General features: G+C 66.4%; 26 protein-coding genes and 1 pseudogene. 11 read left to right on the forward strand and 16 right to left on the reverse strand.

From position 1 onward, the window contains the following. Positions 1 to 6: 6 nt before the first annotated feature. Entirely contained in the window at positions 7 to 486 is a 480-nt protein-coding gene (locus NG696_RS18785; RefSeq protein WP_252576352.1) for an Lrp/AsnC family transcriptional regulator, read from the reverse strand. Positions 487 to 661: 175 nt separating this feature from the next. On the opposite strand from NG696_RS18785, the gene NG696_RS18790 reads away from it, so the two are divergent. The 8 genes and pseudogenes from NG696_RS18790 to NG696_RS18825 all read left to right on the forward strand — a co-directional run bounded on the left by NG696_RS18790 (position 662) and on the right by NG696_RS18825 (position 7,184). Beyond that, positions 662 to 2,041 carry an amino acid permease gene (locus NG696_RS18790; protein ID WP_252576354.1) on the forward strand — a complete coding sequence of 460 codons (1,380 nt, stop codon included), beginning with the start codon at positions 662 to 664 and terminating at the stop codon, positions 2,039 to 2,041. Positions 2,042 to 2,239: 198 nt separating this feature from the next. Next, positions 2,240 to 3,291: pseudogene (locus NG696_RS18795) on the forward strand (thiamine pyrophosphate-dependent enzyme). Between the two features lie 66 nt (positions 3,292 to 3,357). Continuing rightward, the gene (locus NG696_RS21030) at positions 3,358 to 4,107 is read left to right on the forward strand and encodes an alpha-ketoacid dehydrogenase subunit beta (RefSeq protein WP_252576596.1); all 750 of its coding nucleotides are present in this window, start codon (positions 3,358 to 3,360) and stop codon (positions 4,105 to 4,107) included. Further along, complete coding sequence (locus tag NG696_RS18805) at positions 3,989 to 4,336, forward strand: transketolase C-terminal domain-containing protein (protein WP_252576597.1); 348 nt, start codon at positions 3,989 to 3,991, stop codon at positions 4,334 to 4,336. The genes NG696_RS21030 and NG696_RS18805 overlap by 119 nt, the downstream gene beginning before the upstream one ends. After that, the gene (locus tag NG696_RS18810; protein ID WP_252576356.1) at positions 4,329 to 4,658 is read left to right on the forward strand and encodes a biotin/lipoyl-containing protein; all 330 of its coding nucleotides are present in this window, start codon (positions 4,329 to 4,331) and stop codon (positions 4,656 to 4,658) included. Before NG696_RS18805 ends, NG696_RS18810 begins: the two co-directional genes overlap by 8 nt. 4 nt (positions 4,659 to 4,662) lie before the next feature. Continuing rightward, on the forward strand, positions 4,663 to 5,490 hold the full coding sequence (locus tag NG696_RS18815; protein ID WP_252576357.1) for an alpha/beta fold hydrolase: 828 nt from the start codon (positions 4,663 to 4,665) through the stop codon (positions 5,488 to 5,490). A gap of 139 nt (positions 5,491 to 5,629) precedes the next feature. After that, entirely contained in the window at positions 5,630 to 6,445 is an 816-nt protein-coding gene (locus NG696_RS18820) for a serine hydrolase (RefSeq protein WP_252576358.1), read from the forward strand. Positions 6,446 to 6,536: 91 nt separating this feature from the next. Next, the gene (locus NG696_RS18825) at positions 6,537 to 7,184 is read left to right on the forward strand and encodes a phosphoribosyltransferase (RefSeq protein ID WP_252576359.1); all 648 of its coding nucleotides are present in this window, start codon (positions 6,537 to 6,539) and stop codon (positions 7,182 to 7,184) included. Between the two features lie 103 nt (positions 7,185 to 7,287). Here the strand turns inward: NG696_RS18825 and NG696_RS18830 are convergent, their stop codons facing one another. Continuing rightward, the gene (locus NG696_RS18830; RefSeq protein WP_252576361.1) at positions 7,288 to 8,622 is read right to left on the reverse strand and encodes an MFS transporter; all 1,335 of its coding nucleotides are present in this window, start codon (positions 8,620 to 8,622) and stop codon (positions 7,288 to 7,290) included. A gap of 257 nt (positions 8,623 to 8,879) precedes the next feature. Between NG696_RS18830 and NG696_RS18835 the strand changes: the two genes are divergently transcribed. Next, positions 8,880 to 9,605 (forward strand): IclR family transcriptional regulator, encoded by a 726-nt coding sequence (locus NG696_RS18835; RefSeq protein WP_252576362.1) that lies wholly within the window; start codon positions 8,880 to 8,882, stop codon positions 9,603 to 9,605. Between the two features lie 43 nt (positions 9,606 to 9,648). On the opposite strand, the gene NG696_RS18840 is transcribed toward NG696_RS18835, so the two are convergent. From NG696_RS18840 to NG696_RS18855, 4 genes are all read right to left on the reverse strand, one after another. Continuing rightward, on the reverse strand, positions 9,649 to 10,938 hold the full coding sequence (locus NG696_RS18840; RefSeq protein WP_252576364.1) for an MFS transporter: 1,290 nt from the start codon (positions 10,936 to 10,938) through the stop codon (positions 9,649 to 9,651). Positions 10,939 to 11,065: 127 nt separating this feature from the next. Continuing rightward, positions 11,066 to 14,143, reverse strand: coding sequence for an AAA family ATPase (locus tag NG696_RS18845; protein WP_252576366.1), 3,078 nt, complete (start codon positions 14,141 to 14,143; stop codon positions 11,066 to 11,068). Beyond that, complete coding sequence (locus tag NG696_RS18850) at positions 14,140 to 15,321, reverse strand: exonuclease SbcCD subunit D (RefSeq protein ID WP_252565188.1); 1,182 nt, start codon at positions 15,319 to 15,321, stop codon at positions 14,140 to 14,142. Before NG696_RS18850 ends, NG696_RS18845 begins: the two co-directional genes overlap by 4 nt. Positions 15,322 to 15,392: 71 nt before the next feature. Beyond that, complete coding sequence (locus NG696_RS18855) at positions 15,393 to 16,358, reverse strand: aquaporin (RefSeq protein ID WP_252565186.1); 966 nt, start codon at positions 16,356 to 16,358, stop codon at positions 15,393 to 15,395. Positions 16,359 to 16,500: 142 nt separating this feature from the next. Here NG696_RS18855 and NG696_RS18860 point away from each other — a divergent pair, with 142 nt between their 5' ends. Then, on the forward strand, positions 16,501 to 17,583 hold the full coding sequence (locus NG696_RS18860) for an ADP-ribosylglycohydrolase family protein (RefSeq protein ID WP_252576368.1): 1,083 nt from the start codon (positions 16,501 to 16,503) through the stop codon (positions 17,581 to 17,583). Here NG696_RS18860 and NG696_RS18865 read toward each other — a convergent pair. Beyond that, the gene (locus NG696_RS18865) at positions 17,570 to 18,088 is read right to left on the reverse strand and encodes a DUF4395 domain-containing protein (protein ID WP_252576369.1); all 519 of its coding nucleotides are present in this window, start codon (positions 18,086 to 18,088) and stop codon (positions 17,570 to 17,572) included. The genes NG696_RS18860 and NG696_RS18865 overlap by 14 nt on opposite strands. Positions 18,089 to 18,197: 109 nt before the next feature. Further along, positions 18,198 to 19,190, reverse strand: coding sequence for a 3'-5' exonuclease (locus NG696_RS18870; RefSeq protein WP_252576371.1), 993 nt, complete (start codon positions 19,188 to 19,190; stop codon positions 18,198 to 18,200). A gap of 127 nt (positions 19,191 to 19,317) precedes the next feature. Here NG696_RS18870 and NG696_RS18875 point away from each other — a divergent pair, with 127 nt between their 5' ends. Then, positions 19,318 to 20,094 carry a VTT domain-containing protein gene (locus NG696_RS18875; RefSeq protein WP_252565258.1) on the forward strand — a complete coding sequence of 259 codons (777 nt, stop codon included), beginning with the start codon at positions 19,318 to 19,320 and terminating at the stop codon, positions 20,092 to 20,094. Between the two features lie 120 nt (positions 20,095 to 20,214). Here NG696_RS18875 and NG696_RS18880 read toward each other — a convergent pair whose 3' ends face one another. The 8 genes from NG696_RS18880 to clpS all read right to left on the reverse strand — a co-directional run bounded on the left by NG696_RS18880 (position 20,215) and on the right by clpS (position 25,466). Next, positions 20,215 to 20,583: a VOC family protein gene (locus tag NG696_RS18880; RefSeq protein WP_252576611.1), complete on the reverse strand. Its 369-nt coding sequence runs from the start codon at positions 20,581 to 20,583 to the stop codon at positions 20,215 to 20,217. Next, positions 20,499 to 20,900: a VOC family protein gene (locus NG696_RS18885; protein WP_252576372.1), complete on the reverse strand. Its 402-nt coding sequence runs from the start codon at positions 20,898 to 20,900 to the stop codon at positions 20,499 to 20,501. Before NG696_RS18885 ends, NG696_RS18880 begins: the two co-directional genes overlap by 85 nt. A 154-nt stretch (positions 20,901 to 21,054) precedes the next feature. Next, positions 21,055 to 21,711 (reverse strand): RdgB/HAM1 family non-canonical purine NTP pyrophosphatase, encoded by a 657-nt coding sequence (gene rdgB, locus NG696_RS18890; protein WP_252576598.1) that lies wholly within the window; start codon positions 21,709 to 21,711, stop codon positions 21,055 to 21,057. A 26-nt stretch (positions 21,712 to 21,737) separates the two neighbouring features. Then, positions 21,738 to 22,496, reverse strand: a complete 759-nt coding sequence (gene rph, locus NG696_RS18895) for a ribonuclease PH (RefSeq protein WP_058932038.1) — start codon at positions 22,494 to 22,496, stop codon at positions 21,738 to 21,740. An 87-nt stretch (positions 22,497 to 22,583) separates the two neighbouring features. Further along, positions 22,584 to 23,381: an MBL fold metallo-hydrolase gene (locus tag NG696_RS18900; protein WP_252565177.1), complete on the reverse strand. Its 798-nt coding sequence runs from the start codon at positions 23,379 to 23,381 to the stop codon at positions 22,584 to 22,586. Further along, positions 23,378 to 24,445, reverse strand: coding sequence for a glutamate racemase (gene murI, locus NG696_RS18905; protein ID WP_252565176.1), 1,068 nt, complete (start codon positions 24,443 to 24,445; stop codon positions 23,378 to 23,380). The genes NG696_RS18900 and murI overlap by 4 nt, the downstream gene beginning before the upstream one ends. 69 nt (positions 24,446 to 24,514) lie before the next feature. Continuing rightward, entirely contained in the window at positions 24,515 to 25,081 is a 567-nt protein-coding gene (locus NG696_RS18910) for a DUF2017 domain-containing protein (protein WP_252576373.1), read from the reverse strand. After that, positions 25,074 to 25,466 carry an ATP-dependent Clp protease adapter ClpS gene (clpS, locus tag NG696_RS18915; RefSeq protein WP_252565173.1) on the reverse strand — a complete coding sequence of 131 codons (393 nt, stop codon included), beginning with the start codon at positions 25,464 to 25,466 and terminating at the stop codon, positions 25,074 to 25,076. The genes NG696_RS18910 and clpS overlap by 8 nt, the downstream gene beginning before the upstream one ends. Positions 25,467 to 25,537 lie beyond the last annotated feature (71 nt).

Below are 25,537 nucleotides of genomic sequence, written 5' to 3' on the forward strand. Positions count from 1 at the left end.
TAGACCTTACTCCGGCTGCCTGGCGGCTGCGGCTTCGAGCAGGTTCAGTGTCCTGCCCTGGAAGTGGGTGTTGAGGACAATCACGGACGACGCACGGAGCACGGTCCTGGTGGCGATCATCGCATCCAAAACACGCTGCAGGTCCGGATTCGACCGCGCGGCGATCCTCGCCATGAGGTCCGAGCTGCCGGAAACGGTGTGGACCTCGATCAGTTCCGGGATCGCGGCCAGCGCCTCGGCCACCGCATCGTGGCTCAGGTCCTGGTTGATGGTCAGCGAGCAGAAGGCAACCACCGGGAAGCCGAACTTTGCCGGGTCAGGCCGGGGCACCCACGAGCTGATCACGCCGGCCTCCGTCATCCTGTCCAGCCGCGATTGGACCGTGGCGCGGGCGACGCCCAGGACCCTCGAGGCCTCCAGCACCGAGCCCCGCGGAGTGTCGGTGAAGAATCTGACAATTTTGGCATCCAGTGCATCAACGTTCATACAATCTCCTTCACACGCTGCCATGCAGTAGGCAGATTGCTAGCCAATAGTCATCCGAGTGATTCAAAGTGCCACCATCGTTGCATAACCGTTGCCCGCGGACCAGCGACTTAGGCGGTAAATTCAAGTGGTCCCTGCGGGGACACCACCCCCAACCCCAAGAAGGTTCACAGGCATGACATCGAAGTCCACGGCAGTGCGGCCGAAATCCCTCCTCGGCCACACCATGAAACCCCGGCAGCTCACCATGATGGGATTGGGCAGCGCCATCGGCGCCGGCCTGTTCCTGGGTTCAGGGGCCGGCATCCAGGCTGCCGGGCCCGCCGTGCTGATCTCGTACCTCGTGGCCGGGACGCTCATCATCCTGGTGATGTGGGCGCTGGGCGAGATGGCCGCTGCGAATCCGACCAGCGGCGCGTTCTCCGTGTACGCCGAACGAGCGCTGGGAAAAACCGCTGGCGCCACGGTGGGCTGGCTGTGGTGGCTCCAGTTGGTGGTGGTCATCGCCGCGGAAGCCCTGGGCGCAGCGGGCCTACTGTTTTCTGTGTGGCCGGTTGTCCCCGTCTGGACCCTGGCCCTGATCTTTATGGTTGTGTTTACGGCCATCAACCTGACGGGCGTCAAGAACTTCGGCGAGTTCGAATTCTGGTTTGCCATCCTGAAGGTTGCCGCCATTGTGGCGTTCCTGGCCGTGGGGGCCGCGCTGCTGCTGGGCCTCCTGCCCGAGGTAGCTTCGCCCGGATTTGCTAACATCACCACTGATTTTGCTCCCGCCGGGCTGGGCGGAATCGCCACGGCGTTGTTCGTGGTGATCTTTGCCTTTGGCGGAACCGAGATCGTGGCCGTGGCCGCCGCGGAAACGGAGGATCCGGAGCACAGTGTGGGCAAGGCGATCCGCACGGTATTGTGGCGCATCCTGGTCTTCTACATCGGGTCGGTCTTTGTCATCGCGGCCGTTCTGCCGGTCACCTCCGATGGACTCGCCTCACCCTTTGCCGGTGTGCTCGACGCGGCCCGGATCCCGGGCGCCGGCACGGCGATCACCCTGGTTGCCGTCGTCGCACTCCTCTCCGCACTGAACGCCAACCTCTACGGCGCGTCCCGCATGGCGTATTCGCTGGCCGAACGCGGCGAGGCTCCCCGGTTCCTGGCCAGGCTCAGCGGCGCCAGCGTGCCCATGGTGGCGGTGGGCGTGTCCGTGGCGTTCGGCTTCTTCGCCACGGTTCTGGAGCTGCTGTTCCCGGACCGGATCCTGCCGGCCCTGTTCCAGCTGGTCGGATCCACGTGCCTGGTGGTCTGGGGCACGGCCCTTGCTTCACAGCTGATCCTCCGGCGCCGCGCGGACCGGGACGGTGCTCAACTTCCCCTGCGGATGAAGGGATTCCCGGGCCTGACTTTCTTCGGACTGGTCCTCCTGGGCCTGATCTTCGCCGTCGGCTTCAGCGCGGAAAGCAGCCGCGGACAGCTGCTGAGCACGTTCCTTCTGGTTGCCTGCCTCGCGGCAGCCTGCTGGATCGGCGCCCGGCTCACCACCCGCGATCGCCAGCCCAAGTAAGTAGCGCTATCTGTCGTTTTCGGCGGTCAAAACGACAGATAGCGCTACCCAGTTGGGGAGGGGGCAGAAAGACCGCCGGCGGCTCGCGCTGTACAAATTGCGAAGCTGCCGGCCGGAACACGGGACAGTCTTATACAGTCTGGCCAGGCCGTACTGTGCTGATTGCCCACATATCCGCCGGTGACTAGGGTCACAGGCATGGACACACTTCCGCCGCCGGCGTCCGGCAACAAAACGTCGCCGCTGAACCCCGGCCAGCTCCGCGATCTTTATTCGCTCATGGTGGCCGTCCGGGACCTGGACACGTCCGCCGTCGCCTGGCAGAGGCAGGGCATCATCCCCGGCTATGCCCCCGAACTGGGCCAGGAAGCAGCCCAGGTGGGCAGCGGCTACGCCGTGGACCTGTCCCGTGACTTCGTGTTCCCCACCTACCGGGAAATGGGCGTGGCCCGCGCCATGGGCGTGGACATGGTTGCCTACATGGCAACCCACAAAGCCACGTGGCACGGTGGCCTCTACGATCCCCTGGAATCGCGGCTCGCCCCGATCCAGGCGGTGGTGGCCGGCTCCGTGCTGCACGCCGTCGGCTGGGCACACGGCCAAACGCTGGCCGCCGCCCCCCGGCGACGAAACCGGCGCGGCCCTGAGCTACTTCGGTGACGGTGCCTCATCCCAGGGCGACGTCCACGAGGCCCTGAACTTCGCGGCTGCCCTGAAGGCGCCGGTGGTGTTTTTTCGTCCAGAACAACGGCTGGGCCATCTCAGTGCCCACCGAGCACCAGGTGGCCAGCGGCTCCGTGGCTGCCCGCGCCGCGGGCTATGACATCCCCGCCGTCAAGGTTGACGGCAACGATGTGGTGGCCGTCGTGGAGGCAACGCGGCGAGCGCTGGCACACTGCCGGGCCGGAAACGGTCCCGTCCTCATCGAAGCCATGACCTACCGCCGCGGCCCGCACTCCACCTCCGATGACCCCGGCCGCTACCGCACGCTTCAGGAAGAGCACGACGACGGCGGCCAGGATCCGCTGGAACGCTTCCGTCAGGTCCTGCTCGCCGACGGCGTCGCCGACGAGGAGTTCTTTGCCGCCGCCCTCGCTTCAGCCAAGGCGGAGGAGGAACAGATCCGGGAGGGCCTCCATGCCCTGGCGCCGCGCCCCGGCAGCGAAATGTTCAGCGTGGTGTTCCAGGAAACCACGCCCGCCCTACAGGCCCAGGCTGCCAACTGGCGGAAGGAGTCCGAGCATGTCTAACGCCATCCTTGAAAGCGAGGCCTCCATGGACGATGGAACGGGCCGCAGCGGAGTCGAACAGTGTCCATGCAGCAGGCCCTGAACCGGGCCCTCGATGAGGTCCTGGCGGACAACGCAAAAGCCGTCATCTTCGGCGAGGACTGCGGCCGGCTCGGCGGAGTCTTCAGAATCACGGACGGCCTGCAGGCAAAGTACGGCGAAGCCCGGGTCTTCGATACCCCGCTGGCGGAGTCCGGCATCCTGGGCATGTCCGTGGGCCTGGCCATGGCCGGTTTCCACCCGATCCCCGAGGTGCAGTTCGACGGCTTCGCCTATCCGGCCATCAACCAGATCGTCTGCCAGATCGCCAGGATGAACTACCGCAGCCGCGGGACCCTGCCGATGCCCATCACCCTGCGCGTTCCCAGCTTCGGTGGCATCCGTGCCCCCGAACACCACGGCGAATCACTCGAGGCGCTCTTCGCCCACGTGCCGGGCCTGAAGGTGGTGTCGCCGGTGAACCCCCACGAGGCCTACCACCTCCTCAAGTACGCGGCCTCACGTCCGGATCCGGTGATCTTTATGGAGCCGAAGTCCCGCTACTGGCAGAAGGGTGAGGTTGACGTCGCCAACGCCGATGCCGGCGGCGGCTCCCCCCACCGGCGCCAAGGTCATGCGCGAAGGCCGCCACCTCACTCTCGTGGCTTGGGGTGCCATGGTGGCGCGCTGCCTGCAGGTGGCCGACCTGGCCGCCGAGGACGGCGTGGACATCGAGGTCCTGGACCTGCGCTGGCTCAAGCTCATCGATACCCACGCATTGGTGGCATCCGTGGCTAAGACGCGGCGCGCCGTCGTCGTCCATGAAGCCCCACTGACCTCCGGCCTCGGCGCGGAAGTCGCACAGCTCATAACCCAGGGGTGCTTCAACACCCTCAAGGCGCCGGTGGAACGCGTGACAGGCTTCGATGTCCCGTACCCCTCCGGTGACCTCGAGGACGAATACATCCCCAACGTTGACCGGATCCTTAGCGGGATCCAGCGAGTATTGGAGTACCGCCGTGGCTGAAATTTCCTTCCCGCTCCCGGACCTCGGCGAGGGCCTGATCGAGGCGACCGTGCTTGAATGGCTGGTTTCGCCCGGCGATCAGGTGGAACGGAACCAGCCGCTGGTGGAGGTGGAAACCAGCAAATCCGCTGTTGAACTGCCCAGTCCGCAGGCAGGTAAAGTGGTGCGTATCTTCGGTGGGGCAGGCGACAGGATCAATGTCGGCGAACCCCTGATCGTGTTCGAGGTGCCGGACAACACTGCCGGAATCGTGGGTACGGTCCCGAAGAATGAGGCACCGACGCGCCGGGTCCGCCTGAGCGCCGTACTTGATGAGGACTGACACCATGAGCGGCAGGCACACCGGCGAGATGCATTCCCACACCGTGGAGGGCACGGACCCCCAACTTTTTGTCGAGGTGCACGATCCCCATGACGACGCCGGACTGCGCCCTGTGCTGCTGCTGCACGGCTTCTCCTCGTCCAGCAAACTCAACTGGCATGACACCGGGTGGGTTGCGGCCCTGCTGGAGGCCGGCCGCCGCGTCATCACCGTGGACCTGCCAGGACACGGCCGCAGCGGCGCCCCCGAGGACATGGACTCCTACTCCCCCAGCCGGATCCGCGCGGATCTGCTGCAGATAGCGTTCGACGCCGGCGTGCGGCCATTGCACGACGGTGACCCCACCAGCGGGGTCGACGTTGTGGGCTATTCCTTGGGCGCCCGGCTCGCCTGGGAATTCGGCGCCACCCAGCCCGAGATCGTCCACCGCCTGGTCCTGGGCGGACCGAACATCGCCGATCCGCTGGCAGCCTTTGACCTCATCGCAGCGCAGAACTACCTCGCCGACGGAACCCCCATTACGGATGAGTCCACGGCCGGCCTGCTCAAGATGGCCATGCTCCTGCCGAGCAACAACATCTTCGCGCTGCTGTCCCTGGTGGATGCCATCAAGGCCGAGCCCTTCGATCCTGCCGAGGCCGTACCCCACATGCCGATGCTCCTTGTGGCCGGCGACCAGGATGAACGTGCGGCCACCATGCCGCAGCTTGCCGCACTCGGAATCCGGGCAGGGTCCATGGCTGAACAGCTGACGCTGCCTGGCCGCAACCACACCAACGCCATCACCAGCCGGGCTTTCAAACAAGGCGCCATCGCTTTCCTGGGAGTCTGATCCCTGCGCGGCTGATCCCTGACCGCCTGATTCCTGACAGGGGTTTCATAGCTCCCGCATAGGTTCCGCTGGTTGGATCGTCGGATGCACGATCCTTCCCAGCCACGCGCCCGCCGCACTACGCCGCCGTTCCGTCCTCGTGGCTGCCGCCGGTTTCCTCGCTGTGGTCCTGATCGCTGCCGCCTACATGCTGGCGCCTGCCCGGCCCGGGCAGGGAGCGGCATTGCGCACATCAAGAGGCATCGACACCTTTGCAAACTCCGCCGCGATTAACTCGGGCCTGGACGCAGCCATCGATGCCATCATCGGCGCCAACAGCCAGTACCAGGTGGGTGTTGCGCTGATGGCTACCGGCTGCGGGGACGTGCACCAGTACGGCGTGGAGGAACCGTTCGAGGCAGCGAGCACGGCCAAGATCCTGACCGCTGCGGCCTGTTACCACCTCGTGGAGGAGGGTTCCGCGTCCCTCGATGATCCGCTGGGCGCCTTCACCTCGGACTTCCAGATCCAGGCGATGGTCCAGGACAGGAACAACGAATCGTGGAGCCTGCTGATGGACGCCGTGGGCCTTTCCGAACTTTCGGAGTATGCCGCCTCCATCGACGTCACGTATGACCCCGAGGTGAATACGCTTTCGACCGCCGACATGGCCCATATCCTGGCGGAACTGTTCGAGGGTATGCTCCCGGACCAGGAGCATACGGAGCAGCTCCTGTCCTACATGCAGGACACCAACTACGAAAACCTCCTTCCGGCCGCAGTTCCGGACGGTGTAACCGTCTTCCACAAATATGGGCTGCTCGATGACGAACTCCACGACGCCGCCATCCTCTCGATGTCCTCCGGCAGCTATGTGCTGGTGGTTTTCACGAAGGGTGCCGACCTGAGCGACATCCCTGAACGGACGGTGGTGATCCAGGAAATCACCAAGGCTGTTACCGCCGCCCTCTCGTAACTCAGCAGCTGTGGGAGGAAGTATCCCCGGTTCCCGGCGCGGCAGCAGAAGGTAGGCTGGAAGCGGGGCGGAGACAGCCGGAGAGGGAACAATGAGCACGCGTTTTGAAGACCGCACCGATGCCGGTGAACGGCTGGCGGCGGTGCTCACGCAGTTCCGGGAACGCCCCGACACCATCGTCCTGGGGCTGGCCCGCGGCGGAATCCCCGTGGCCGCCGCGGCTGCCAAGGCCCTGTACCTGCCACTCGGCGCCGTTCTGGTCCGGAAACTCGGCATCCCCGGCCACGACGAAACAGCGTTCGGTGCGCTGGCCTGGTCGGGAGGCCGGATAGTGCGCCTGCTCAACCGTCCCTTGATCACCCGCATTCTGGACCACGGCGTCCGCCAGGAGTGGCTGGACGAAGTGGAGAAACGCGAGAGGGCCGAGCTGCTCCGCCGGGCCGCGACTTACCCGGGGATCAGCAACGACCTCACGGGCAAGACAGTCCTCCTGCTCGACGACGGACTGGCCACCGGAGCCACCATGCGCGCTGCCGCCGAGGCAGCCCGTTCCGGTGGCGCGGCACGCGTCGTCGCCGCAGCGCCGGTGGGTTCGGTGGAAGCCTACACGGCCGTGTCGCGGGTGTGCGACGCCGTGCTGTGCCTGCATCTGCCGGGCAAGTTCCGCGCCGTGGGCAGCTTCTACCGGCACTTCGAACAATTGGCCGATGAGGACGCCATCAGCCTGCTGAACCAGTAGGCCCGACGGCAACACCGGGCCCTAACGGCGCAACCTGGCCTCACGGCAGAACGGCGGACCCAGGCCAGATGGCCCGAGCCCGCCGTTCTGCGATGCGTACAACTTAGTGGTGGCTGCTGACGCCGAGCGGGTTGCCCTTCGTTTCCTTGGCAAGCAGGACCCCGACAGCCGATATCACGCACAGGATCATGATGTAGATGCCGATGGATCCGGTCCATTTGGTGCTCTGCAGCAGGGCCTCGGCAATGGTTGCAGCGAAAGCACCACCCAGGATCGCACCGAAGGCGTACCCGATGGAGATGCCCGAGTAGCGGACGTTGGCCGGGAACATCTCGGCGTACATCGCCGACATGGGGCCGTAGGAGAGACCGAGGCCGATGGTCAGGACGAAGAGCGCCACGCCGTAAAGCCAGATGTTCCTGGTGTCGATCAGGGCAAACATCGGGATCATCCAGACGAAGATGATCGCATACCCGATCAGGAACGTCTTGACCCGGCCGATCCGGTCTGAGAGCCAGCCGCCGGCGAGCGTGAAGATCAGCCAGCCGAAGGAGGCGAGGGTGGTGGCGAGCAGGATTTCCGGGACCGGCATCTTCAGCGTCCTGGTGGCGTAGGAGATGAAGAAGGCGATCAACAAGTAGCCAGCGGCATTGTTGGCGATGAAGATCATGGTCGAGTAGAGGACTGGCCTCTTGTGGCTACGAATGAGTTCGCTGAGGGGCGCCCTGCTTTCGGCCTTGCGGGCCGCCATCTCCTGGAAGACGGGGCTCTCGGCCACGGCCCGCCGGATCAGGTATCCCACCACAATCAGCACGATGGACAGCAGGAACGGAACCCGCCAGCCCCACGACGCGAAGTCCTCCTTGGACATGTTCGAGTTGAGTATGAAGAGCAGGCCGGTGGCCAGGATCATGCCGACCGGGACGCCGATCTGCGGGTACGCGCCGAACACGCCGCGCCGGCTCTTGGGGGCGTGCTCCACCGCCATCAGGGCAGCGCCGCCCCATTCGCCGCCGGCGGAGAAGCCCTGGGCAATGCGGAGGATGATCAGCAGGATGGGGGCCCAGACGCCGATCTGCGCGTAGGTCGGCAGCATGCCGATCAGCGAGGTGGCTGCGCCCATCATCAGGAGGGTGAAGACCAGCATGGCTTTGCGTCCGAGCCGGTCACCAAGGTGGCCGGCAACCACTGCACCCAGCGGGCGGAACAGGAAGCTGATGCCGATGAGTGCGAAGGACAGGATCTGGGCCAGGCCCGGGTTGGAGTCGTTCAGCGGGGCCAGGAACAGCGGGGACAGCAGGGTGCCCGTCAGTTGGGCGAAGATGAAGAAGTCGTACCACTCGATGGTGGTGCCGACCAGCGTTGCTGCGAGGACCTTGCGTTCCTCGTGCTTGCTGCTCGGGCCCGCCTCGGAATCGACGCGTGAAGTTTCGGTCATTGGAACTCCGTGGCTTGGGGCAGCCTGGTTGGGGATAACGGCTGCCGACGGTGGATTCAGACCGTCCGATTTACTGATCGAACGGTCAGTTAGTATGACGTTACGCGAAGAAGTGATGAAACGCACTACTTTTCTGATTCTTCGCCCGGATCAGTTCCATAGTTGAACTGCCTTTTCGAAATCCGCACACAGTCCGAGTGAGGGAAGCACCGTCACGACACCGGGCAGCGCTCGTGCAGCCGCCTAGGATGGGATCCATGACGCCCACCGTAGTCCCCGTCGGAGCAGCACAGGCTTCGCCGTCCCAGACCCTGTCGCGCGGAATCCGTGCGCTGGAAATCCTGGCGGCGGCGGAGGCTCCCCTAACCATTGCGGAACTTGCCGACGCCATGGGGGTTCACCGTTCCGTGGCCTACCGGATCCTGCGGACCCTGGAGGACCACTCCTTGCTGGTGCGCGACGACGCGGGCAGAGTCCAGCCGGGGCCCGGGCTGGCTGTCCTGGCGCGGGGGGTTGCCCGCAACCTGCAGACGGCGGCGCTGCCGGAACTGACGCAACTCGCGAATGCGCTGACCATGAGTGCCTTTGTGGCCGTCTGGGACCGCGATGACTGTGTCACGCTGGTCACCGTGGACCCGCGGCATACTGGGGCCGCCATCGTCCAGCACCCCGGCTCCCGGCATCCCATCAGCGCCGGTGCCCCCGGAATTGCGATCCAGTCAGTCTATTCAGAAGCTGATTGGCATGCGGCTGCCCCGGGAATCCCCTACCGGCCCGAGGCCGGAACCGCGCGGCAGCTGGGCTATGCCGCCAGCCACGATGAAGTCATACCCGGAGTCTCCTCGGTGGCTGTCCCGGTCAGGGTCCCGGCCGGCCGGCCGGCCGCGCTGGCCGTCGTCTATATCCGGGCAGCCCAGAATCCGGACGAAATCGCCGCTGCGCTGATGGCGGGTGCCGCGCGCATTGAGGCCCAGCTGGGCTGACCATTACACACGCCGCCTGGCCGTGACCAGCGCCCGGCGACGATCAGTGGCGTTTGCGGAGAATGACTGCGGCCGCGGCACCAAACACCAGCAGGCCGCCGGCGGCAATCACAGGCACAACGAACGCGGTGTGGTAGCCGTGGGCCTGCGCCAGCTGGCCACCAACGGCGGCCCCCAGTGCGGTGCCCGCCACGATCCCGCTTGCCAGAGCTGTCATCACAGTCCCCAGCCTTTCCACCGGCGCCACCAGGCCTCCGATCGCGAAGACTGTGACCATCACAGGGCCCACGGGCAATCCCAGGACCAGAAGCACCGCAATCATGCCGCCCAACGATCCGGGCACCAGAAGCAGCAGCGCAAGCACCGTCATCAGTGCCGCGCTGAACAGCCACCGGGCGGCCGGGGTGAAGCGCTGGGGCCAGTACGCCACGGACAGGGCTGCGGCGGCCGAACTCAATCCCATGACCGCATACAGCAGTCCGGCGATTTCCGAGGTGGCGAAACTGGCGGAGAAGGAGCTCAAAGCCGTCTGGGCGGACCCGAAGAAAGTGCCCATGGCTACCATCGCCAGGACGGGCAGTGCGACGACGGCGGGAATCCTCGCTGCCTTGCGCGAAGCTGCGGAGCCCCGGTTCAGGGGAACCGCCTTGTGGGTGGAGTGCACGGCAAAGGCGGGCACCAGCGTGATGGTCATGGCTGCGGCCAAGGCCAACGGCAGCCAAGGGGCCACCAGGCTGGCCAGCATTCCCACCAGAGCCGGTCCCAGGACGAACGTCAGCTCATCAGCCGTGCCTTCGTAAGACAGGGCCGTGTCCAGATCCCTGCCGGCCTTCGCTCCCTTGCCCCGCGAGGTGAGCGCCATCCAGCGCACCCTGGCCAGCGGCCCTACCTGCGGGCAGCTGGCCCCAGCAAGGAATGCGGCGGCGATCACGGCCACCGGAAAAGACCCGGCTTCGGGCGCAGCCCAAGCCGTCCCGATCAGGGCCAGGACAGCCAAAGTGTTGAGCACCGCCGCCACCAGAAGTACGGGCCGCTGCCCCCTGCGGTCTGCGAGGGCCCCAAAAGCCGGGGCGCCGAGGGCCGAGCCGATTCCCACAGCACCGGCCGCAGTGCCACCCAGCGCGTAGGAGCCCGTCACGGACGTAACAAGGGTCAGGGCGCCGACGGTAAGCATGGCCAAGGGCAGCCGGGCGAACAGGCCCAGGGGGATAAAGCTGCGGCCTGCGAGGTGTGGGAGCCTGGCGAACCGCCCGGTGGGCGGAGCCAGCACAGCGGAGGCTGGCGTAGCGTCAGGAGAGGGAGGGGCTTCCAGGGAAGCGGGCAGGGAGGACATCGTTGAAGAGTTCAAGGTTCCGGGCTCGTTCAGTAATGCGCATCGTCCCTCCTCCCGATGCGCGCGACCCGGTAACTATCCAATTATAGAGGCTGGCTGGGGCCAGTCCAGCCCACCATGGCCGCCGTCACACCAGCGCTTCGGCGGCGTCGGAAATGCGGAGGGTGGAACCGTTCCGGCCCTTGAGGACCTGGAGTTGGGTTCCGATGCGCTGTTTCATCTCCCCCACATGACTGACGAGACCCACAACGCGCCCGCCGTCGCGTAGGCCTTCGAGAGCATCCATCACCTGTTCCAGGGACTGTTCGTCCAGGCTGCCGAAACCCTCGTCCACAAAAAGCGTCTCGATCTGGATGCCGCCGGATTCCTGCTGCACCACGTCCGCCAGCCCCAGTGCCAGAGACAGGGACGCCATAAAGGATTCGCCGCCGGAAAGTGTGGAGGTATCCCGGCGGTGTCCGGTCCACTGGTCCACCACTTCCAGGCCCAATCCGGACTTCGCGCCGCGCGCGGCCTTGGCGTCTGAATGCTGGAGCAGGTAGCGGCCTTCGCTCATGGCCACCAGGCGTTCGGAAGCAGCCGATGCCACCTGTTCAAGCCGTGCTGCGAGGACGTAGCTGTTCAGGCTCATGCGGTACGTGTTGTCGCCACGGCCGGCGGCGGTATCGGCCAGCGCTGTCAGCAGCTGGGCGCGTTCCCTGGGAACGCGCCCAGAACCGGCCAGCTGTTGGTAGTCGTTGCGGACAGCGGCTAGCGCCTCCACACAGCGCACGGCCATGCCGGCGGCGAGATCGGCGGCCCGTGCTTCCTGCCCGGCCTGCTCCGCGGCGGCTTGCAGTTCCGCGAGAAGGGCTTCGTCCACCAGGGGATGGGCTGCCTCTTCAGTCAGTGCCAGCAGCAGATCCTCGGATGCGAACAGCTCGGCAATCCGCGCCTGTTCGTCCTGGCTGGCTCGGACCTCGGCCTGCAGGGCAGCAGCATCAGCAGTCGAAAGCAGCTGTGCGCGAGCCACCTCCGCCGAGCTGAAGCCGGCATCCGGCAACGCCAGGTCAAGCTGGATCCGCGTTTCCTCGGCCCTGGCCCTGGCCCTGCTGAGCAAGGCCTGGGCCTCCACGGCCTTCTCCAGTGTGGCGGCGGCGTCCTGCAGCGACCGCAGCCGGTGTGTGAGGCTGCGGTGGCCGCCACGCAGGGCGGAGAGTGCCTCGTCAAGCGACGCCAGCTGGTCCACCAGTCCCGACAATTCAACGGTGACCTGCGCGAGTTCGGATGCTGCACTGTGCCTGGCGGAATCCGCTGCGGCAATTCTGGCTTCGGCCGCCTCGAGCTGCTGCCGGAGGCCGGCGAGGTTTTTTACCGCCAGCTGCGACTCGCTGGCGGCGGTGCCCGCAGATTCGAAGGCCGCAAGCGCATGCTCTTCGGGGGTGTCCCCGCCCTGGCTTGCAAGGACAGCCACCAACTGGTTCGCATCGCCCAACTCACGGGCCCGCACTGCCAGGATTTTCTCTGCAGCCTCATGGTCGTGCTGGGCGGCTTCCTCGGCCTGGCTGAGGCCCAGTGCTGACGCCGCAGCCTCCGCGGGAGCCGGGTGGTCCGCACTGCCGCAAACGGGGCAGGCCTCTCCCTCGGCCAGCTGGGCCGCGAGTTCGGCGGCGGCGTTGGCGAGTCTTTCCTCGCGCAGGTCCAGCCAGCGGAGTTTCTTCTCGAGCTGGATCTCCCGGGACGCCGAGTGGCGCTCGGTGGCGAGCCCCTGCGCCGCGCGTGCAGCCGTGTAGCGCCGGACGACGTCAAGAAGTTCCTCAGCCGCCGCGGCTTCCTTGGCGTGCAGGATGGCGGCTGAGGCCAGGTCCACCAAGGGCTCGAGGCCCGCCGTCAGGGTTTCCTGCTCCGTGCGGAGGGCCTGCAGCGAAACGCCCAGGTCAATATCCGTTTGTGTGAGTTCGTGCTGCTTCGTGCTGAGCGCGGCGCGCCTGGCAGCCAGCGAATGGAGGCGTTCTTCGTCCGGCAACCTGGCTTCCACCACGGCCAGCAGGGACCGGAGGCGGCTGAGCTCACCGGCGATATCAAGGGCCCCTGCGGCGGACAGCCCGGCATCGGAGTGGTCCGCATCCAGGGCGCCAAGGTCCAGCTGGTCCAGTTCGGGGTCTTCATCCGCCGCCATGCGCAGCAGTGTGATGGCGGATTCCATGGCTCCCGCCGCGTGCCTGACCTGGGTCTGGCTGGACTGGGCAGCCTGGAGCTGGCCCGTGAGCACCTCGGCGCGGCGGTGCTGTTCGAGCCGGGCCGCATGGACCTCCAGGGACGGCAGGGTTGCCTCGGCGGCTGCCTTCCGGGCCTCGGCGGCTGCCAGTTTGCGGTGACGTTCCCGCCGCTCGGACTCGCTCTCCAGCCGGCTTGAGGTGTGCCTGCTGAAGGCCGCAGCGGCCTCGGCCGCGGCAGCCAGTTCCCCTGCGCGGTGGGCCACTGTTTCCTGCAGCCATTCGATCCGGGCAGCGGATTCCTCCTGGGCAGGAGCTGCGGAATCATCAACGGCCAGCGCGGTGGCCTCGGCTTCGGCCCGCGCCGCCAGCAACTCAAGCTCGCTGTTCAGCCGGGCAACATCGTTCCGCGCGGCCTGCGCCTGCGCCGCCAATTCCTGTTCCAGGGCCTCGAACCGCTGGGTGCCGAAGAGCTTCTGCAGCAGTTCCAGGCGGTCGGCTGCCTTGGACCGCAGGAAGGCCGCAAAATCGCCCTGCGGCAGCATCACCACGCGGGTGAACTGTTCCCGGTCCATTCCCAGCAGGGCGGTGATTTCAGCGCCGGCTTCGTCATTGCGTCCGGATCTCTCCGTCCACATCCCGCTGATGCGTTCCCGGAGGAGCGTTTTGGCCTGCTGTGTGGTGAAGCCGTTCTTCCCCCGGGCACTGGGTTTATCCCAGGCCGGCGACCTGGTGACTTCGAAGTGGCGGCCCTGAGCGGAAAACTCGCAGGTTACCGCCGGTTCGAGCGACGGCTCGGCATGATCGCTGCGCAGGCGCTTACCCTCCTGGCGCGCCCCGGGCACGGATCCGTACAGCGCAAAGCAGACAGCGTCCAGCACGCTGGTCTTGCCTGCTCCGGTAGGGCCGTTGAGGAGGAAGAGCCCGTGGGCGCTCAACCTGTCGAAGTCGATTTCCTCGGTGCCCGCAAAGGGTCCGAAGGCTGAGATGGCAAGGCGGTGGATCCTCATAGCGATGCCTCCGTCAGGCGTACGTTATCCAGCGCCGCAGCGATAGCCGACCGCTCGGCGTCGTCCGCGTCCCGCCCCCGCACATGATCGAGGAATCCGCAGCAGAGCGAGAGATCATCCTGGGCTTCGGCGAGCCGGCTGCTGTAGCTCTTGGACGCCTTGACGGCGCCGCCCTGCGGATCAAACCCGAGTACCAGCGTGTCCGGAAACCGGGCCCGCAGCCGCTCCATGGCCTGCGCGGGCCGCTGCTCATCCGTCAGGGTGATCTGGCAGTACGCCCCTTCGGCCCAGGAATGTTCTGCGGACTCCAGGAGCTCCAAGATATCGCCGCGGAGCACGGCCAGCTTCCGCGGGGCTTCCCACGACAGTTCCGATACGCCGGTCACACCGTCCGGGCCGACGTCGATCAGCCAGCTTCCCTTGGTGTGCTTGGCTTCGGAGAACGAGTAGGCCAGGGGCGAACCCGAGTACCTGACCTGCGGCGACAGGGTCTGGCGGCCGTGCAGGTGCCCCAGCGCGGTGTAGCTGAATCCGTCGAAGAGGTCCAGGGGCACGGCTCCGACTCCCCCGATGCTGAGGTCCCGTTCGCTGTCTGAGCTGATCCCTCCGCTGGCGAACGTGTGGGCGAGGACCACCGAATGGACGGTTCCCGCTGCGCTGCGCTCCGCGAGGTCTGCCCGGATGCGGTCAGTGGCGGCGCGGGTGACTTCGAAGTGGCTGGCGGTTTCTACACCGAGCTGTTCGGCGACGAGGCGCGGTTCCAGCCAGGGGATTCCATAGATGGCCAGGACGGCGCCCGGCGTCCCGCCGTCACCCGTCTCCAGGGGCAGGACGACTGGCTGGTCCAGGTCCGACAGCCGGGTCCGCAAGTGGACGCCGCCACGTTCCAGCAGCCGGGAGGCGAAGCCCAGCCGGATGGCGGAGTCGTGGTTGCCGGATGTCAGCACCACAGTGGCGCCGGCCGCCGTGAGCCGCACCAGGGCATCGTCCAACAGCCCCACGACGTCGACGCCGGGCAGGGCGCGGTCGTAGACATCGCCGGCGATCAGGACAACGTCAACGGCGTTTCCGGTGACGGCGCTGACGAGCTGATCAACAAATGACCGCTGGGCGTCCAGCATCCCGACGCCATGGAAGGACCTGCCCAAGTGCCAGTCCGAAGTGTGCAATAACCGCATCTTCTTACGCTAGCGGCTGCCACCGACAGTTTAGGAAACCGCCGCAACAGGCCGTTGCCCAGTCAGGCAGCCTAGCCGCGCTTTCCGTTGAAGAATTCCTGGGCCTCGTCGCTGCTGTCCGGCTCGTCCGCGGCGGCATGAACCGGCGCGGGCTTGGCCGGGGCAGCGACGTCGGCATCCTCGTCGTCGAAATCCTCAATGTCGTCGACAGCACTGTCGTCAAATACTGATCCGTCAGCGGCTGATCCAGCGCCTGAAGCAGTTACGGAAACAACCGGCTCGGCGAACCCACGGAAGACCATCCCGGCGATGGCTGCGCCCGCCAAGGGAGCAACCCAGAAGAGCCACAGCTGCTCAAGGGACCAGCTGGAGCTGAAGACGGCCGAGGCCGTAGCGCGGGCGGGGTTGAACGGCGCATTGCCCACGGACAGGCCCAGCTGCAGCAGGACGGCGAATGCGAGGCCCACGGCTACGGCGGCTGCCGTCTTGTTGACGTTGTTGCGCGCAGTGGTGCCCAGGAAGACGGCAACCAGGATGGCGGCCCCAAGTACTTCCAGAAGGAGCACGCCGGCGAGGGGCGCCTGGATGATGGAATGCTCGCCGAATCCGGCGGTCACGGTGTCGAACGCCGTGCGGCTGTCCTGGATGCCCGGCAGTGTGCGCAGGATGCCGAAGAGTGCGAGGGCGCCCAGGAGCCCGCCCACCAACTGCGCGCCGATGTAAGCAGCGGCGTCACCGAGCCGGATCCTGCCGGCAACGGCGTGGCCAACGGTCACCGCCGGGTTGAAGTGTCCGCCGGAAACGTAGCCGAAGGCCAGCATCGCCGCGGTCACTGCCAGGCCTGCTGCGAGCGCGGCGGGCAACGGGCTGGACTGCGGGATGGAGAACAGCGGCACGCCCAGGCCTGCCACCACGATGAAAAGGCTGCCAAAGGCTTCGGCAGACAGCCTGGACACCAGCCCGTGCCGGATTTCGGCACCGCTGCCGGCAGTCAGCCCGGGGGCGGGATCACGGTGGACGGGCACAGGCGTGGTCATGGTGGGGCAATCCTTTTCGTTGGGGTGTGGTGCCTTTGCATTCTGCCAAGGGATTCTGGGCGTTGGCTGAGTCCGAGCTTAGTGGACGGACGGCGTGGCGCCCCGGCGCGTTCCACCTCCGCCCCACGGTAAATTTACTGTCATGAGCATTGAACCGGGCGCCGTTGCCGCGCCCCCGCTGAAGTCCCGCATCCACGGCTGCCTCCTGGGCGGCGCGCTGGGGGACTCGCTGGGCTACGCGGTGGAGTTCGACCCGATCGAGGCCATCCGCCGGCGCTTCGGGCCCGAGGGCCTGACGGACTTCGCAGCGCTTGACGGCGGCAGTCACTTTTCGGACGATACGCAGCTGACGCTGTACACCGTGGACGGGCTGGTGGAGGTGCTCGAATGGGCCAATGACGGCGTGGGTGCCGATGCGAACGCCTGCCTGTGGCTGGCCTACCTCCGCTGGCTGGCCACCCAGGGCGAGTCCGTACCGCCGCAGGCCCCTACACAGCCGCCGCGGTGGATCGACGGCAACGAGGTCCTAAGGCACCGCCGTGCCCCGGGTAATGCCTGCATCAGCGGGCTGGCCACCGGCGAAATGGGAACGGTTTACCGGCCGGTGAACCCGGACTCGAAGGGCCGCGGAACGGTGATGAGGTCGGCACCGTTCGGCCTGATTCCCCTCATAGCGTCCGACGCCGTCTATAAGTTGAGTGCCGACGCCGCCTCCCTGACGCACGGCCATCCGTCCGCACGGCAAAGTGCCGGCAGCTTCAGCCTGCTGATCCACCGCCTGGTGGCCGGTGACACCCTGGCGGACGCGGCGGCGGCGGTCCTGGCCGAAGTCCGTGGCCTGAAGGATGTGGCAGCGGAACTTCCCGAGCGGCTTGAAGCGGCCATCCGCTGTGCGGGAACAGGCATCCTGTCGCCGGAGGAACTGGTTCGGCAGCTCGGCGAGGGCTGGGTCGCGGAGGAGGCGTTCGCCGTCGGGCTTTACGCTGTCCTGGCCACAGCGCCGGATGCGGACTCCACCCTGTCGCCCCAAGACCATTTCCGGGCAGCCGTGGCGCTGGCCGTCAACCACAGCGGAGCCAGCGATACCACGGGATCCATCGCCGGAAACATCCTGGGCGCCTACTACGGCGCAGAGTGCCTGCCCCCGGAATGGCTCGACGCCCTCGAAGGGCCGGACGTCATCCGCGGCATGGCCGATCTGCTGGTGGGCGTTACAACCGCTTGAGCGCCACGTTGTTGCAGGCCTCGCAGATGTCCTCCGGGATCAGGCCCCGGCGCTGCAGCACTCCGAAGATAACGCAGCCCAGGCAGAATCCGGCGAAGGCCTCCAGCGAGGCAGCCGCGATGAGTACCGCGAGCACAATCCAGGCTGCAGGGGCGGCACCGGCAAGGAACAGGATGAGCGCCGTCGTGGACACCGCCGTTCCCATGCCCTGGGCAAAACGCTTGGGCGGTCCGGGAACCAGGCGAACACGGCCCAGGCGGGGTGCCAGGACCTTGACGGAGAGAAGGGCCAGCGGCGAAATCCGCGGGCCGAAGAGCACCCGTAGCCAGAAGCCCGCGGCGATCAGCACCAGTCCCCAAACGGACCCGCTCAGCAGTGTGGCGCCCGCGAGGAGCACCACGAGGCCGGCGGTGATCCGGGCCGCGTACTCGTTGACGGGGTTGGGGAAGGCGAACACGGCGGACCAGTTGATTCCGGTTGTTTGGCCGTCCGTTAGTTTGCTCATCCTGCAAGGCTAGGAGCCGGGCACGCCGCAGGGAAGATTTGTTGCGCCGGATGAACACCGGGCCGGATCCGTGCAGCCGGAATCACCGCATGCGGACAAAGCGTGCGGCTCAGCCGCCCACCATCTGCAGGAACTCGCCTTCGGAGAGTACTTCGATGGGCTGGCCGCGGTCGTGGAGCTCCAGGACGCGCCGGGCCTTGCCGGTCAGCCTGCCGGACCGCAGGTCCGCGGCCACAAAGCCGTCACCCACTACCAGCACCGTGGTGCGGGCGGTTACCCGGCTTTCCGGCCGGGCACCCAGCTCGGCCGAACGCACCTTCGCTTCCGGCCGGGCCATGGAGAGCTCGCCGGTGAAGACAACGGTCTGGCCGTACAGCGGGTGGGAGGGTTCGGCGTCGGCATTGGGTACGGGGTTGTCGCCCTCCTCCGGCCACCCGGACAGGAACGGGCGCACCAGCGCGGCGCTGCCTCCGCCAGCAGCACCGGCAAGGGCGGTAAGGCTGGCTTTGGACAGGACATCGTGCGCAGGGTCAAACGCCTCCTGATGCGGCAGGACCAGGCCCAGCGACAGGTAGAGCTCGGCAATGCTGTTGGCGTTGTTCCGCGCAGCGATGTCGATCAGGATGCCGGCGCAGGCGCGGGCGTCTTCTGCGGCGTCGTGGTGGTTGACCAGCGGCACGCCGGCTTCCTCTGCGGCGAACGGCAAGGAATTGGAGACGAGGGAGTAGCACCGCCGGGCCAGTATCACCGTGCAGACGTAGTCGTAGGCAGGGCCGGGCAGGCCGGAGACCTCAAGCCCTGACCGGATCACTCCAAGGTCAAAGGCCGCGTTATGCGCCGCCAGGATGTCGTCCCCGATAAAGGCACCAATCTCCGGGAACAGCTCACCGAAGCGGGGACGGCCGGCCACGTCCGTGGCCTTGATGCCGTGGACCCTGACGTTGTGGTACTCGAAGTGGTCGTGGTTGACCGGCGGCCGCATCAGCCACGACGCCTCATCCACCACGCGCCCGCCCCGCACCTTCGTCAGGCCAACCGCGCACGGTGAACCCCGGAAGCCATTGGCCGTCTCGAAGTCGATCGCCGTAAAGTCCAAACCCACGGCCCATACTTTACCGCCGGACAGGGCCGTTCCCGCGTCACCAGGGCGGCCCTGTCGCGCATATCACGCGGACGACGCCGGGTAGCGAGGGTGCGTCAAGTACCCTGAGTAGGTGAACTTTCTTGCGATCAGCGACCTTGCCGTGCCCATGCTGGGTGGTGCAGGACCGGTCCAGCCGCAGCTGGCATCCTTCCTGCCCGACTGGCTGAACCCCCAGATTTTCTTGGCCGATCCAGCACTTGCACCCTGGGTGGTGCTGCTGGTCTGCGGAATTGTCTTCGCCGAAACGGGCCTGCTGGTGGGATTCTTCCTTCCCGGCGATTCGATGCTGTTCACGGCGGGGCTGCTGGTGGCAACGGACACCATCCAGTTCAATGTCTGGCTCCTGGCGCTACTGATCACCATATCCGCCATCATCGGCAACCAGACCGGCTACCTGATCGGTTCCAAGGCCGGCCCCGCCATCTTCAACAAGCCGAACTCCCGCCTCTTCAAGCGCGAAAACGTGGAGAACGCACACGCCTTCTTCGAAAAGCACGGCGGCAAGGCACTGATCCTCGCCCGCTTCGTGCCGATCATCCGGACCTTCGTGCCCGTGATCGTTGGCGTGGCCCAGATGGACAAAAGGAAGTTCTTCCTCTTCAACGTGATCGGCGCGGTCCTGTGGGGCAGCGGCGTCACGCTGTTGGGCTACCTGCTCGGTGACAGGGTCCCGTGGGTCCGGGAGAACCTGGACATCATCTTCATCGTCATCGTGCTGGTCTCCGTGATTCCGATCGGCATCGAAGTACTCCGCGGAATTTCCGCCAAGCGCCAGGCCGCCAAGTTCGGCACGGACGCCGTCGAGGAATTCATCGAGGAACACGAACCCGAAGCCGAGCGGAAAACCCACCGGGACCACTGAGCCCTCACCACGCAGCCTGTCACTACTCCCCGGCCACTCCCCCGGTGTTGTCAAGATATCGGCATTTTGAACGGCTTTTTCGCGCGATATCTGGATAAAACTCCGTGGCACTCCGACGGTTCAGTCCTCGGCGTGCCAGGCATCGATCATCACGGTGCCGCGCGGCGAGTTCAGTGTGGCGCTGAGCGGCGCGGCGTGGGCAAGCCCCACGGGGGTCGCTCCCACTTCTGGCAGCTTCAACACGTCAAAGCGCCTGCTGCGGCACCCCAGCAATACCAACTCCTGCAACGCCAAGAGCTTCGGCGGGAGGTGATCACAGGGATGTGCTCCCGTCCATTCGATCAAAGTCGGCAACGCGCCAGCGCATTCGGTGCGGCCATCGTCGCGTACTGTAATGCGCCACTTCAACAGGCCTTGCGGCGTATCGCGCTGCGCTGCCAGTGGCACGCCGGGGTCGAGGTCGAGGTCGACGTTGGCCAGGCGCTGCACAGCATTTCCATCATGCCCGTCTGCGCGACTGCGTGCACCAATAGAGGACATTGGCGCACCGCCTCGCGCAACGTTGGCTGGTCCAGCCCGAACCAACGCGGCCGACCCGGGGCCGGCGATTCAGGGTCAATCGCGATGATCTCCAGATAGCACTGCGGGTAGCGCACCGTGCTGATGTCCAACACTCGATTGTGCGTGCCCATCAAGGCGTGTTTGCCTCCACCGGAGGGCTGAACGCCGAATGTGGCCCCGCACCAGGCGACGCCCTGTTCGAGCGGATCTGCGGCGATGACCAGGTGATCGATGCGCGCGTTCACAGCGACATTATGTCGGCCCGCCCCAAATGCTGCCTCCGCGGCCCTGCCGAAGGATGCCGTCGGAATGACGAATGTCTCCCCAGGCGTTTTTGTCCAGATATCGCCCGTTCGAGCCTCACTTAGTCGCGATATCTGGACAACAACTCCCGTAAGGTCACTGGCGGGCGAGCGCGCCGACAATGGCCGGCACGAGCGCACGGAAGGCCTGCCCGCGGTGGCTGATGGCGTTCTTTTCCGCCGCTGACAATTCAGCGCAGCTGCGGTCCTCGCCGGCGGGCTGCAGCACGGGATCGTAGCCGAAGCCACCCTCACCGCGGGGTTCGCGCAGGAGGGTCCCCTCAAGCTGGCCGTACTCCACCACTTCGCGGCTCCCGGCACCCGGCCCCGGGACCGCCAAGGCCGCAGCGCAGACAAATGCGGCCCCCCGGTGCCCGTCCGGGACATCGGCGAGCTGGTCAAGCAGGAGCCTCAGGTTGGCGGCGTCGTCACCGTGCCGGCCGGACCAGCGCGCGGAAAAGATTCCCGGCGCCCCGCCGAGCACGTCCACGGCGAGCCCCGAATCGTCGGCAATGGCCACCAGGCCTGTGGCTTCGGCCACGGCCCGCGCCTTCAACAGCGCATTCTCGGCGAACGTGACACCGGTTTCGACGACGTCAGGCGCACCTGCCGCCGCGGCGTCCACTACCTGGGTGTCGACGTCGAGCCCGGGGACCTGTCCGCGCAGCAGCTCGCGGAGCTCCTTGAGCTTGCCCTTGTTGTGCGTGGCCAGGACGAGGCGCGCTACAGGCGCGCCGCCATGTTCCGCGTTCATGGCGTTGCTGTTCACGGTGTTCAGGTTCACAGTGCGTCGGCGAGGGTTTCGCGCTGGATCGCCGCCAGGGCGGTGGTGCCCAGGAGGGCCAGGTCCAGCAGCTGGTTCAGCTCGTCCCGGTCGAAGGGAGCACCCTCTGCGGTGCCCTGGACTTCCACGAACTTCCCGGATCCGGTGACCACCACGTTCATGTCGGTTTCGGCGCGGACGTCCTCAACGTAGGGCAGGTCCAGCATGGGCACGCCGTCGATGATGCCCACCGAAACCGCTGCGATCGTGTCGATGAGGGGCTGGGCGTTCTTGGCGATCAGCTTGTTGTCGCGGGCGAAGCGGATGGCGTCCGCCAGTGCCACGTAGGCGCCGGTGATGGCCGCGGTGCGCGTTCCGCCGTCGGCCTGGAGGACGTCGCAGTCCAGGACGATCGTGTTTTCGCCCAGGGCCTTGGTGTCAATGATGGAACGCAGCGAGCGTCCGATCAGCCGGGAAATCTCGTGGGTCCGCCCGCCGATTTTCCCCTTGACCGATTCGCGGTCGGAACGGGTATTGGTGGCCCGGGGAAGCATGGCGTACTCCGCCGTGACCCAGCCGCGGCCTTCGCCCTTGAGCCAGCGCGGCACGCCTGCCGTCAGGGACGCCGTGCACAGGACCCTGGTGTTGCCGAACTCGATGAGGGCCGATCCCTCGGCCTGCTTGGACCATCCGCGGGTGATGCTGATGGGGCGGAGCTGGTCGGGGGCGCGGCCATCGGCGCGCACTACGGGCACTGCGGTTGCTTCAGAAGTCATGCCTTTAGCTTATCGACTCACGGCGAGCCGTCCCGCCGCAGAGCGTGCAGCGGACCAGCCAGCGCCGTGTGCCAGAGGGGCAGCGGGTCAGACGGTGTAGTGCACACCGGCCACGGCAACGGCCACGTCGCCGCCGAACACGGGGCGCGCTTCGGCCATAACAGTGGTGGGCGATGTCCAGACGGGGATGTGCGTGAGCAGCAGCCGGCGTGCGCCCGCGCTCTCTGCCGCCTCGCCAGCGCGTTTTCCGGTCAGGTGGACATCCTTGATGTCGTCGTCGCGGCCTTCCTCAAAGGCGGCCTCGCACAGGAACAGGTCAGCGTCCTTTGCCGCTTCCTCCAGCCCGGCACAGGAATCGGTGTCCCCTGAATAGGTCAGGACCCGGCTGACCGGGTTGCCCTGCTTGTCCGGTTCGGTCACTTCCACCCGCAGGGCGTAGGCCTCCTCCACGGGGTGGTTCACCGCGAACGGCGTCACCGTGAACGGCCCCACCGTGACGGATTCCCGTTCGGTCCAGTTGGTGAAGTCGAATTCCTCGTGCATCCCCGGATCCAGCTCCAGGCCGTAGGCGGTGGCCATCCGGTCCGCCGTCGCGGCGGGGCCCCACACAGGAATCCTGCCTCGTCCCCAGCCGCCGGGCTTCCAGCGGACCGCCACGTGCAGGCCGCACAGGTCCATGCAGTGGTCCGGGTGCAGGTGGGTCAGGAAGATCGCGTCGATGTCCTCAAGGTCCGTGTAGCGCTGGATGGCACCCAAGGCTCCGCTGCCAAGGTCCATCACGATCTTCCACGTCCGCTCGCCGTCGTTGGCGGTCAGGAGGTAGCAGGACGCCGGGGAGCCCGGGCCGGGAAACGAGCCGGTGCAGCCGACGATGGTGAGCTTCACAGGGCAGGTCCTCCGGCCCGGTGGGCGCCCACAAAGTTCGAAATCCGCGGTCCCGACGACGACTGCCGGGCGCTGGCGGTCTGCGCGGCCGCGATCATCTCGGGGGTGATCCGCGCCAGGCTGCCGGTGGGGTACTGGGCCGCCACATGGTCCACGTGCCGGACGGACAGGACCTCTGGCCCCAGGAAACGGCGGGCCAGCGTTTCGAACTGGCCGGCGTCACCGGTGGCGATGAAGTGGTGTTCCGGCGGTGTTAGAGCAGTGCGCTGAAGGTCGTGGGTGGCTAGGGCCCGGTACACGTCCTTCGCCGTTTCCTCCGCGCTGGACACGAGCGTCACGGCGTCGCCCATCACGAACGAAATGACGCCGGTCAGCAGCGGATAGTGCGTGCAGCCCAGCACCACGGTGTCCACGCCTGCCGCCTTCAGCGGTGCCAGGTACTCTTCGGCAATAGCCAGCAAGGCGGGTCCGGTGGTGATCCCGGCCTCCACGTAGCTCACGAACTCAGGGCAGGCCACGGACGTGATCGCCAGGTCCGGCGCGGCGGCGAACGTGTCTTCGTAAGCCCGTGAACCAACGGTGGCGGAGGTTCCGATGACGCCGATTCGCCCGCTGCGGGTGGCAGCGACAGCCCGCCGGACGGCCGGCTGGATCACCTCGATGACGGGGATGCCGTATTTCGCCGTGTACCGCTCGCGGGCGTCCCTCAGGACAGCGGCCGACGCCGAGTTGCAGGCAATGGTCAGCAGCTTGACGCCGGAGTCCACCAGTTCGTCCATCACGCCCAGGGCGTTGGCGCGGACTTCGGCAATGGGCAAGGGCCCGTAGGGCCCGTTGGCGGTATCCCCCACATAGAGGATGGACTCGTTGGGGAGCTGGTCGATGATGGACCGCGCCACGGTCAGTCCTCCGACACCGGAATCAAAGACGCCGATGGGTCGGGACCCCATCTGGCCGGTGGTGCTACTGGCTGCGGAGTCCGATGTGGCTGCGGCTGACGGATCCATGCTCGAGGCTGTAGTCATGATTATTCGAGGATAGGTCTTCCCCGGGGCCGCAGCCATCACATTGTGGCGCCCGACTCATGTCAAATTTGTCACATTGGCGATCGAATCCCGGAACAGGACAGCTGTTCAGGCCCGTGAGTCCAGGGACTGAAGCATCGCTTGGACCAGTGATTCCTGAAGCCACGTGGTGAAGTTGTACACCAGGGCGAGGTAACTTTCCACGTCCTCGGCCTGGGACCAGTCCTGCATCAGGTGCACGTGTTCGGCGTCCTCTTCATCCCGGATATCCAGGCGTTCCGCCAGCACCAGGCGCACATCGTTCAGGGCCATGGACCAGAACCTTGCCCCTTCGGCGGTGAGGACCACTTCGTCCCTGTCCAGGTCCAGCGCGGCGGCGCGCAGCGCGCCGATCTTGGTTTCCCGCAGCGAGCGCTCGGTGAGCTGGCGGAACTCCAGGGACGCGCCGTCGTCGTTCTTCATCACGTTGGGCAGCAACCGCTTAACGGCACGGTCCGTCGGTTCCTGGACGTCCATATCCAGTCCGATCAGGGCAGCCAGCGGATCCTGGCTGGCGTGTTCGTCCGGCTGGAGCATGGAGATGACGTCGTCGATCAGGCTGCGGAGCAGTTCCCGTTCGGCAGGTTCCAGGAACCCGGTGATGCCCTTGAGCCCGGATTTGAATGCCTTAGCCACGTTTCCCCTTGCCCTGCCCGGACCCGCCGGTTTTTCCTGAGTTTTTGGAGTTTCCACCATTCCCGCCGGAGGCCTTTTCCACGGTGGCCCAGAGGCCGAAGCCGTGCATGGCCACGGCATGCCGCTCAACCTGTTCCTTGCTGCCGTGGGCAACAATGGACCGGCCTTTCTTGTGGACTTCCATCATGAGCTTGTTGGCTTTGGACTCGGAGTAGCCGAAGTAGCTTTGGAAGACATAGCTGACGTAGCTCATCAGGTTGACGGGATCGTTCCAGATCACCAGGTTCCAAGGGATGTCCGGGGCGGTCAGGGAGTCGGTGGACGCCTCTGTCCCGGTCCGGGTGCCCTCCTGTGTATCAGGGCCGAGCGCAACGCTTAAGGTCATCTGTCCATTCTATGGGGATGCTGGGCCCACGCCGGCGAGGGCCCCGCGGCGAAGCGAAGCGAGACGCGGGA

Source organism: Pseudarthrobacter cellobiosi (assembly GCF_023913755.1).
Classification (GTDB): domain Bacteria; phylum Actinomycetota; class Actinomycetes; order Actinomycetales; family Micrococcaceae; genus Arthrobacter; species Arthrobacter cellobiosi.

Excerpts from the sequence above, each read along its gene's own strand:
- NG696_RS21030 (WP_252576596.1), top strand. The coding sequence starts at position 3,358 with ATGCAGCAGGCCCTGAACCGGGCCCTCGATGAGGTCCTGGCGGACAAC.
- NG696_RS18845 (WP_252576366.1), bottom strand. The coding sequence starts at position 14,143 with ATGAGGATCCACCGCCTTGCCATCTCAGCCTTCGGACCCTTTGCGGGC.
- NG696_RS18815 (WP_252576357.1), top strand. The coding sequence starts at position 4,663 with ATGAGCGGCAGGCACACCGGCGAGATGCATTCCCACACCGTGGAGGGC.
- NG696_RS18850 (WP_252565188.1), bottom strand. The coding sequence starts at position 15,321 with ATGCGGTTATTGCACACTTCGGACTGGCACTTGGGCAGGTCCTTCCAT.
- NG696_RS18785 (WP_252576352.1), bottom strand. The coding sequence starts at position 486 with ATGAACGTTGATGCACTGGATGCCAAAATTGTCAGATTCTTCACCGAC.
- rdgB (WP_252576598.1), bottom strand. The coding sequence starts at position 21,711 with ATGAACGCGGAACATGGCGGCGCGCCTGTAGCGCGCCTCGTCCTGGCC.
- NG696_RS18840 (WP_252576364.1), bottom strand. The coding sequence starts at position 10,938 with ATGTCCTCCCTGCCCGCTTCCCTGGAAGCCCCTCCCTCTCCTGACGCT.
- NG696_RS18790 (WP_252576354.1), top strand. The coding sequence starts at position 662 with ATGACATCGAAGTCCACGGCAGTGCGGCCGAAATCCCTCCTCGGCCAC.
- murI (WP_252565176.1), bottom strand. The coding sequence starts at position 24,445 with ATGGCTGCGGCCCCGGGGAAGACCTATCCTCGAATAATCATGACTACA.
- clpS (WP_252565173.1), bottom strand. The coding sequence starts at position 25,466 with ATGACCTTAAGCGTTGCGCTCGGCCCTGATACACAGGAGGGCACCCGG.
- NG696_RS18835 (WP_252576362.1), top strand. The coding sequence starts at position 8,880 with ATGACGCCCACCGTAGTCCCCGTCGGAGCAGCACAGGCTTCGCCGTCC.
- NG696_RS18860 (WP_252576368.1), top strand. The coding sequence starts at position 16,501 with ATGAGCATTGAACCGGGCGCCGTTGCCGCGCCCCCGCTGAAGTCCCGC.
- NG696_RS18855 (WP_252565186.1), bottom strand. The coding sequence starts at position 16,358 with ATGACCACGCCTGTGCCCGTCCACCGTGATCCCGCCCCCGGGCTGACT.
- NG696_RS18825 (WP_252576359.1), top strand. The coding sequence starts at position 6,537 with ATGAGCACGCGTTTTGAAGACCGCACCGATGCCGGTGAACGGCTGGCG.
- rph (WP_058932038.1), bottom strand. The coding sequence starts at position 22,496 with ATGACTTCTGAAGCAACCGCAGTGCCCGTAGTGCGCGCCGATGGCCGC.
- NG696_RS18865 (WP_252576369.1), bottom strand. The coding sequence starts at position 18,088 with ATGAGCAAACTAACGGACGGCCAAACAACCGGAATCAACTGGTCCGCC.
- NG696_RS18830 (WP_252576361.1), bottom strand. The coding sequence starts at position 8,622 with ATGACCGAAACTTCACGCGTCGATTCCGAGGCGGGCCCGAGCAGCAAG.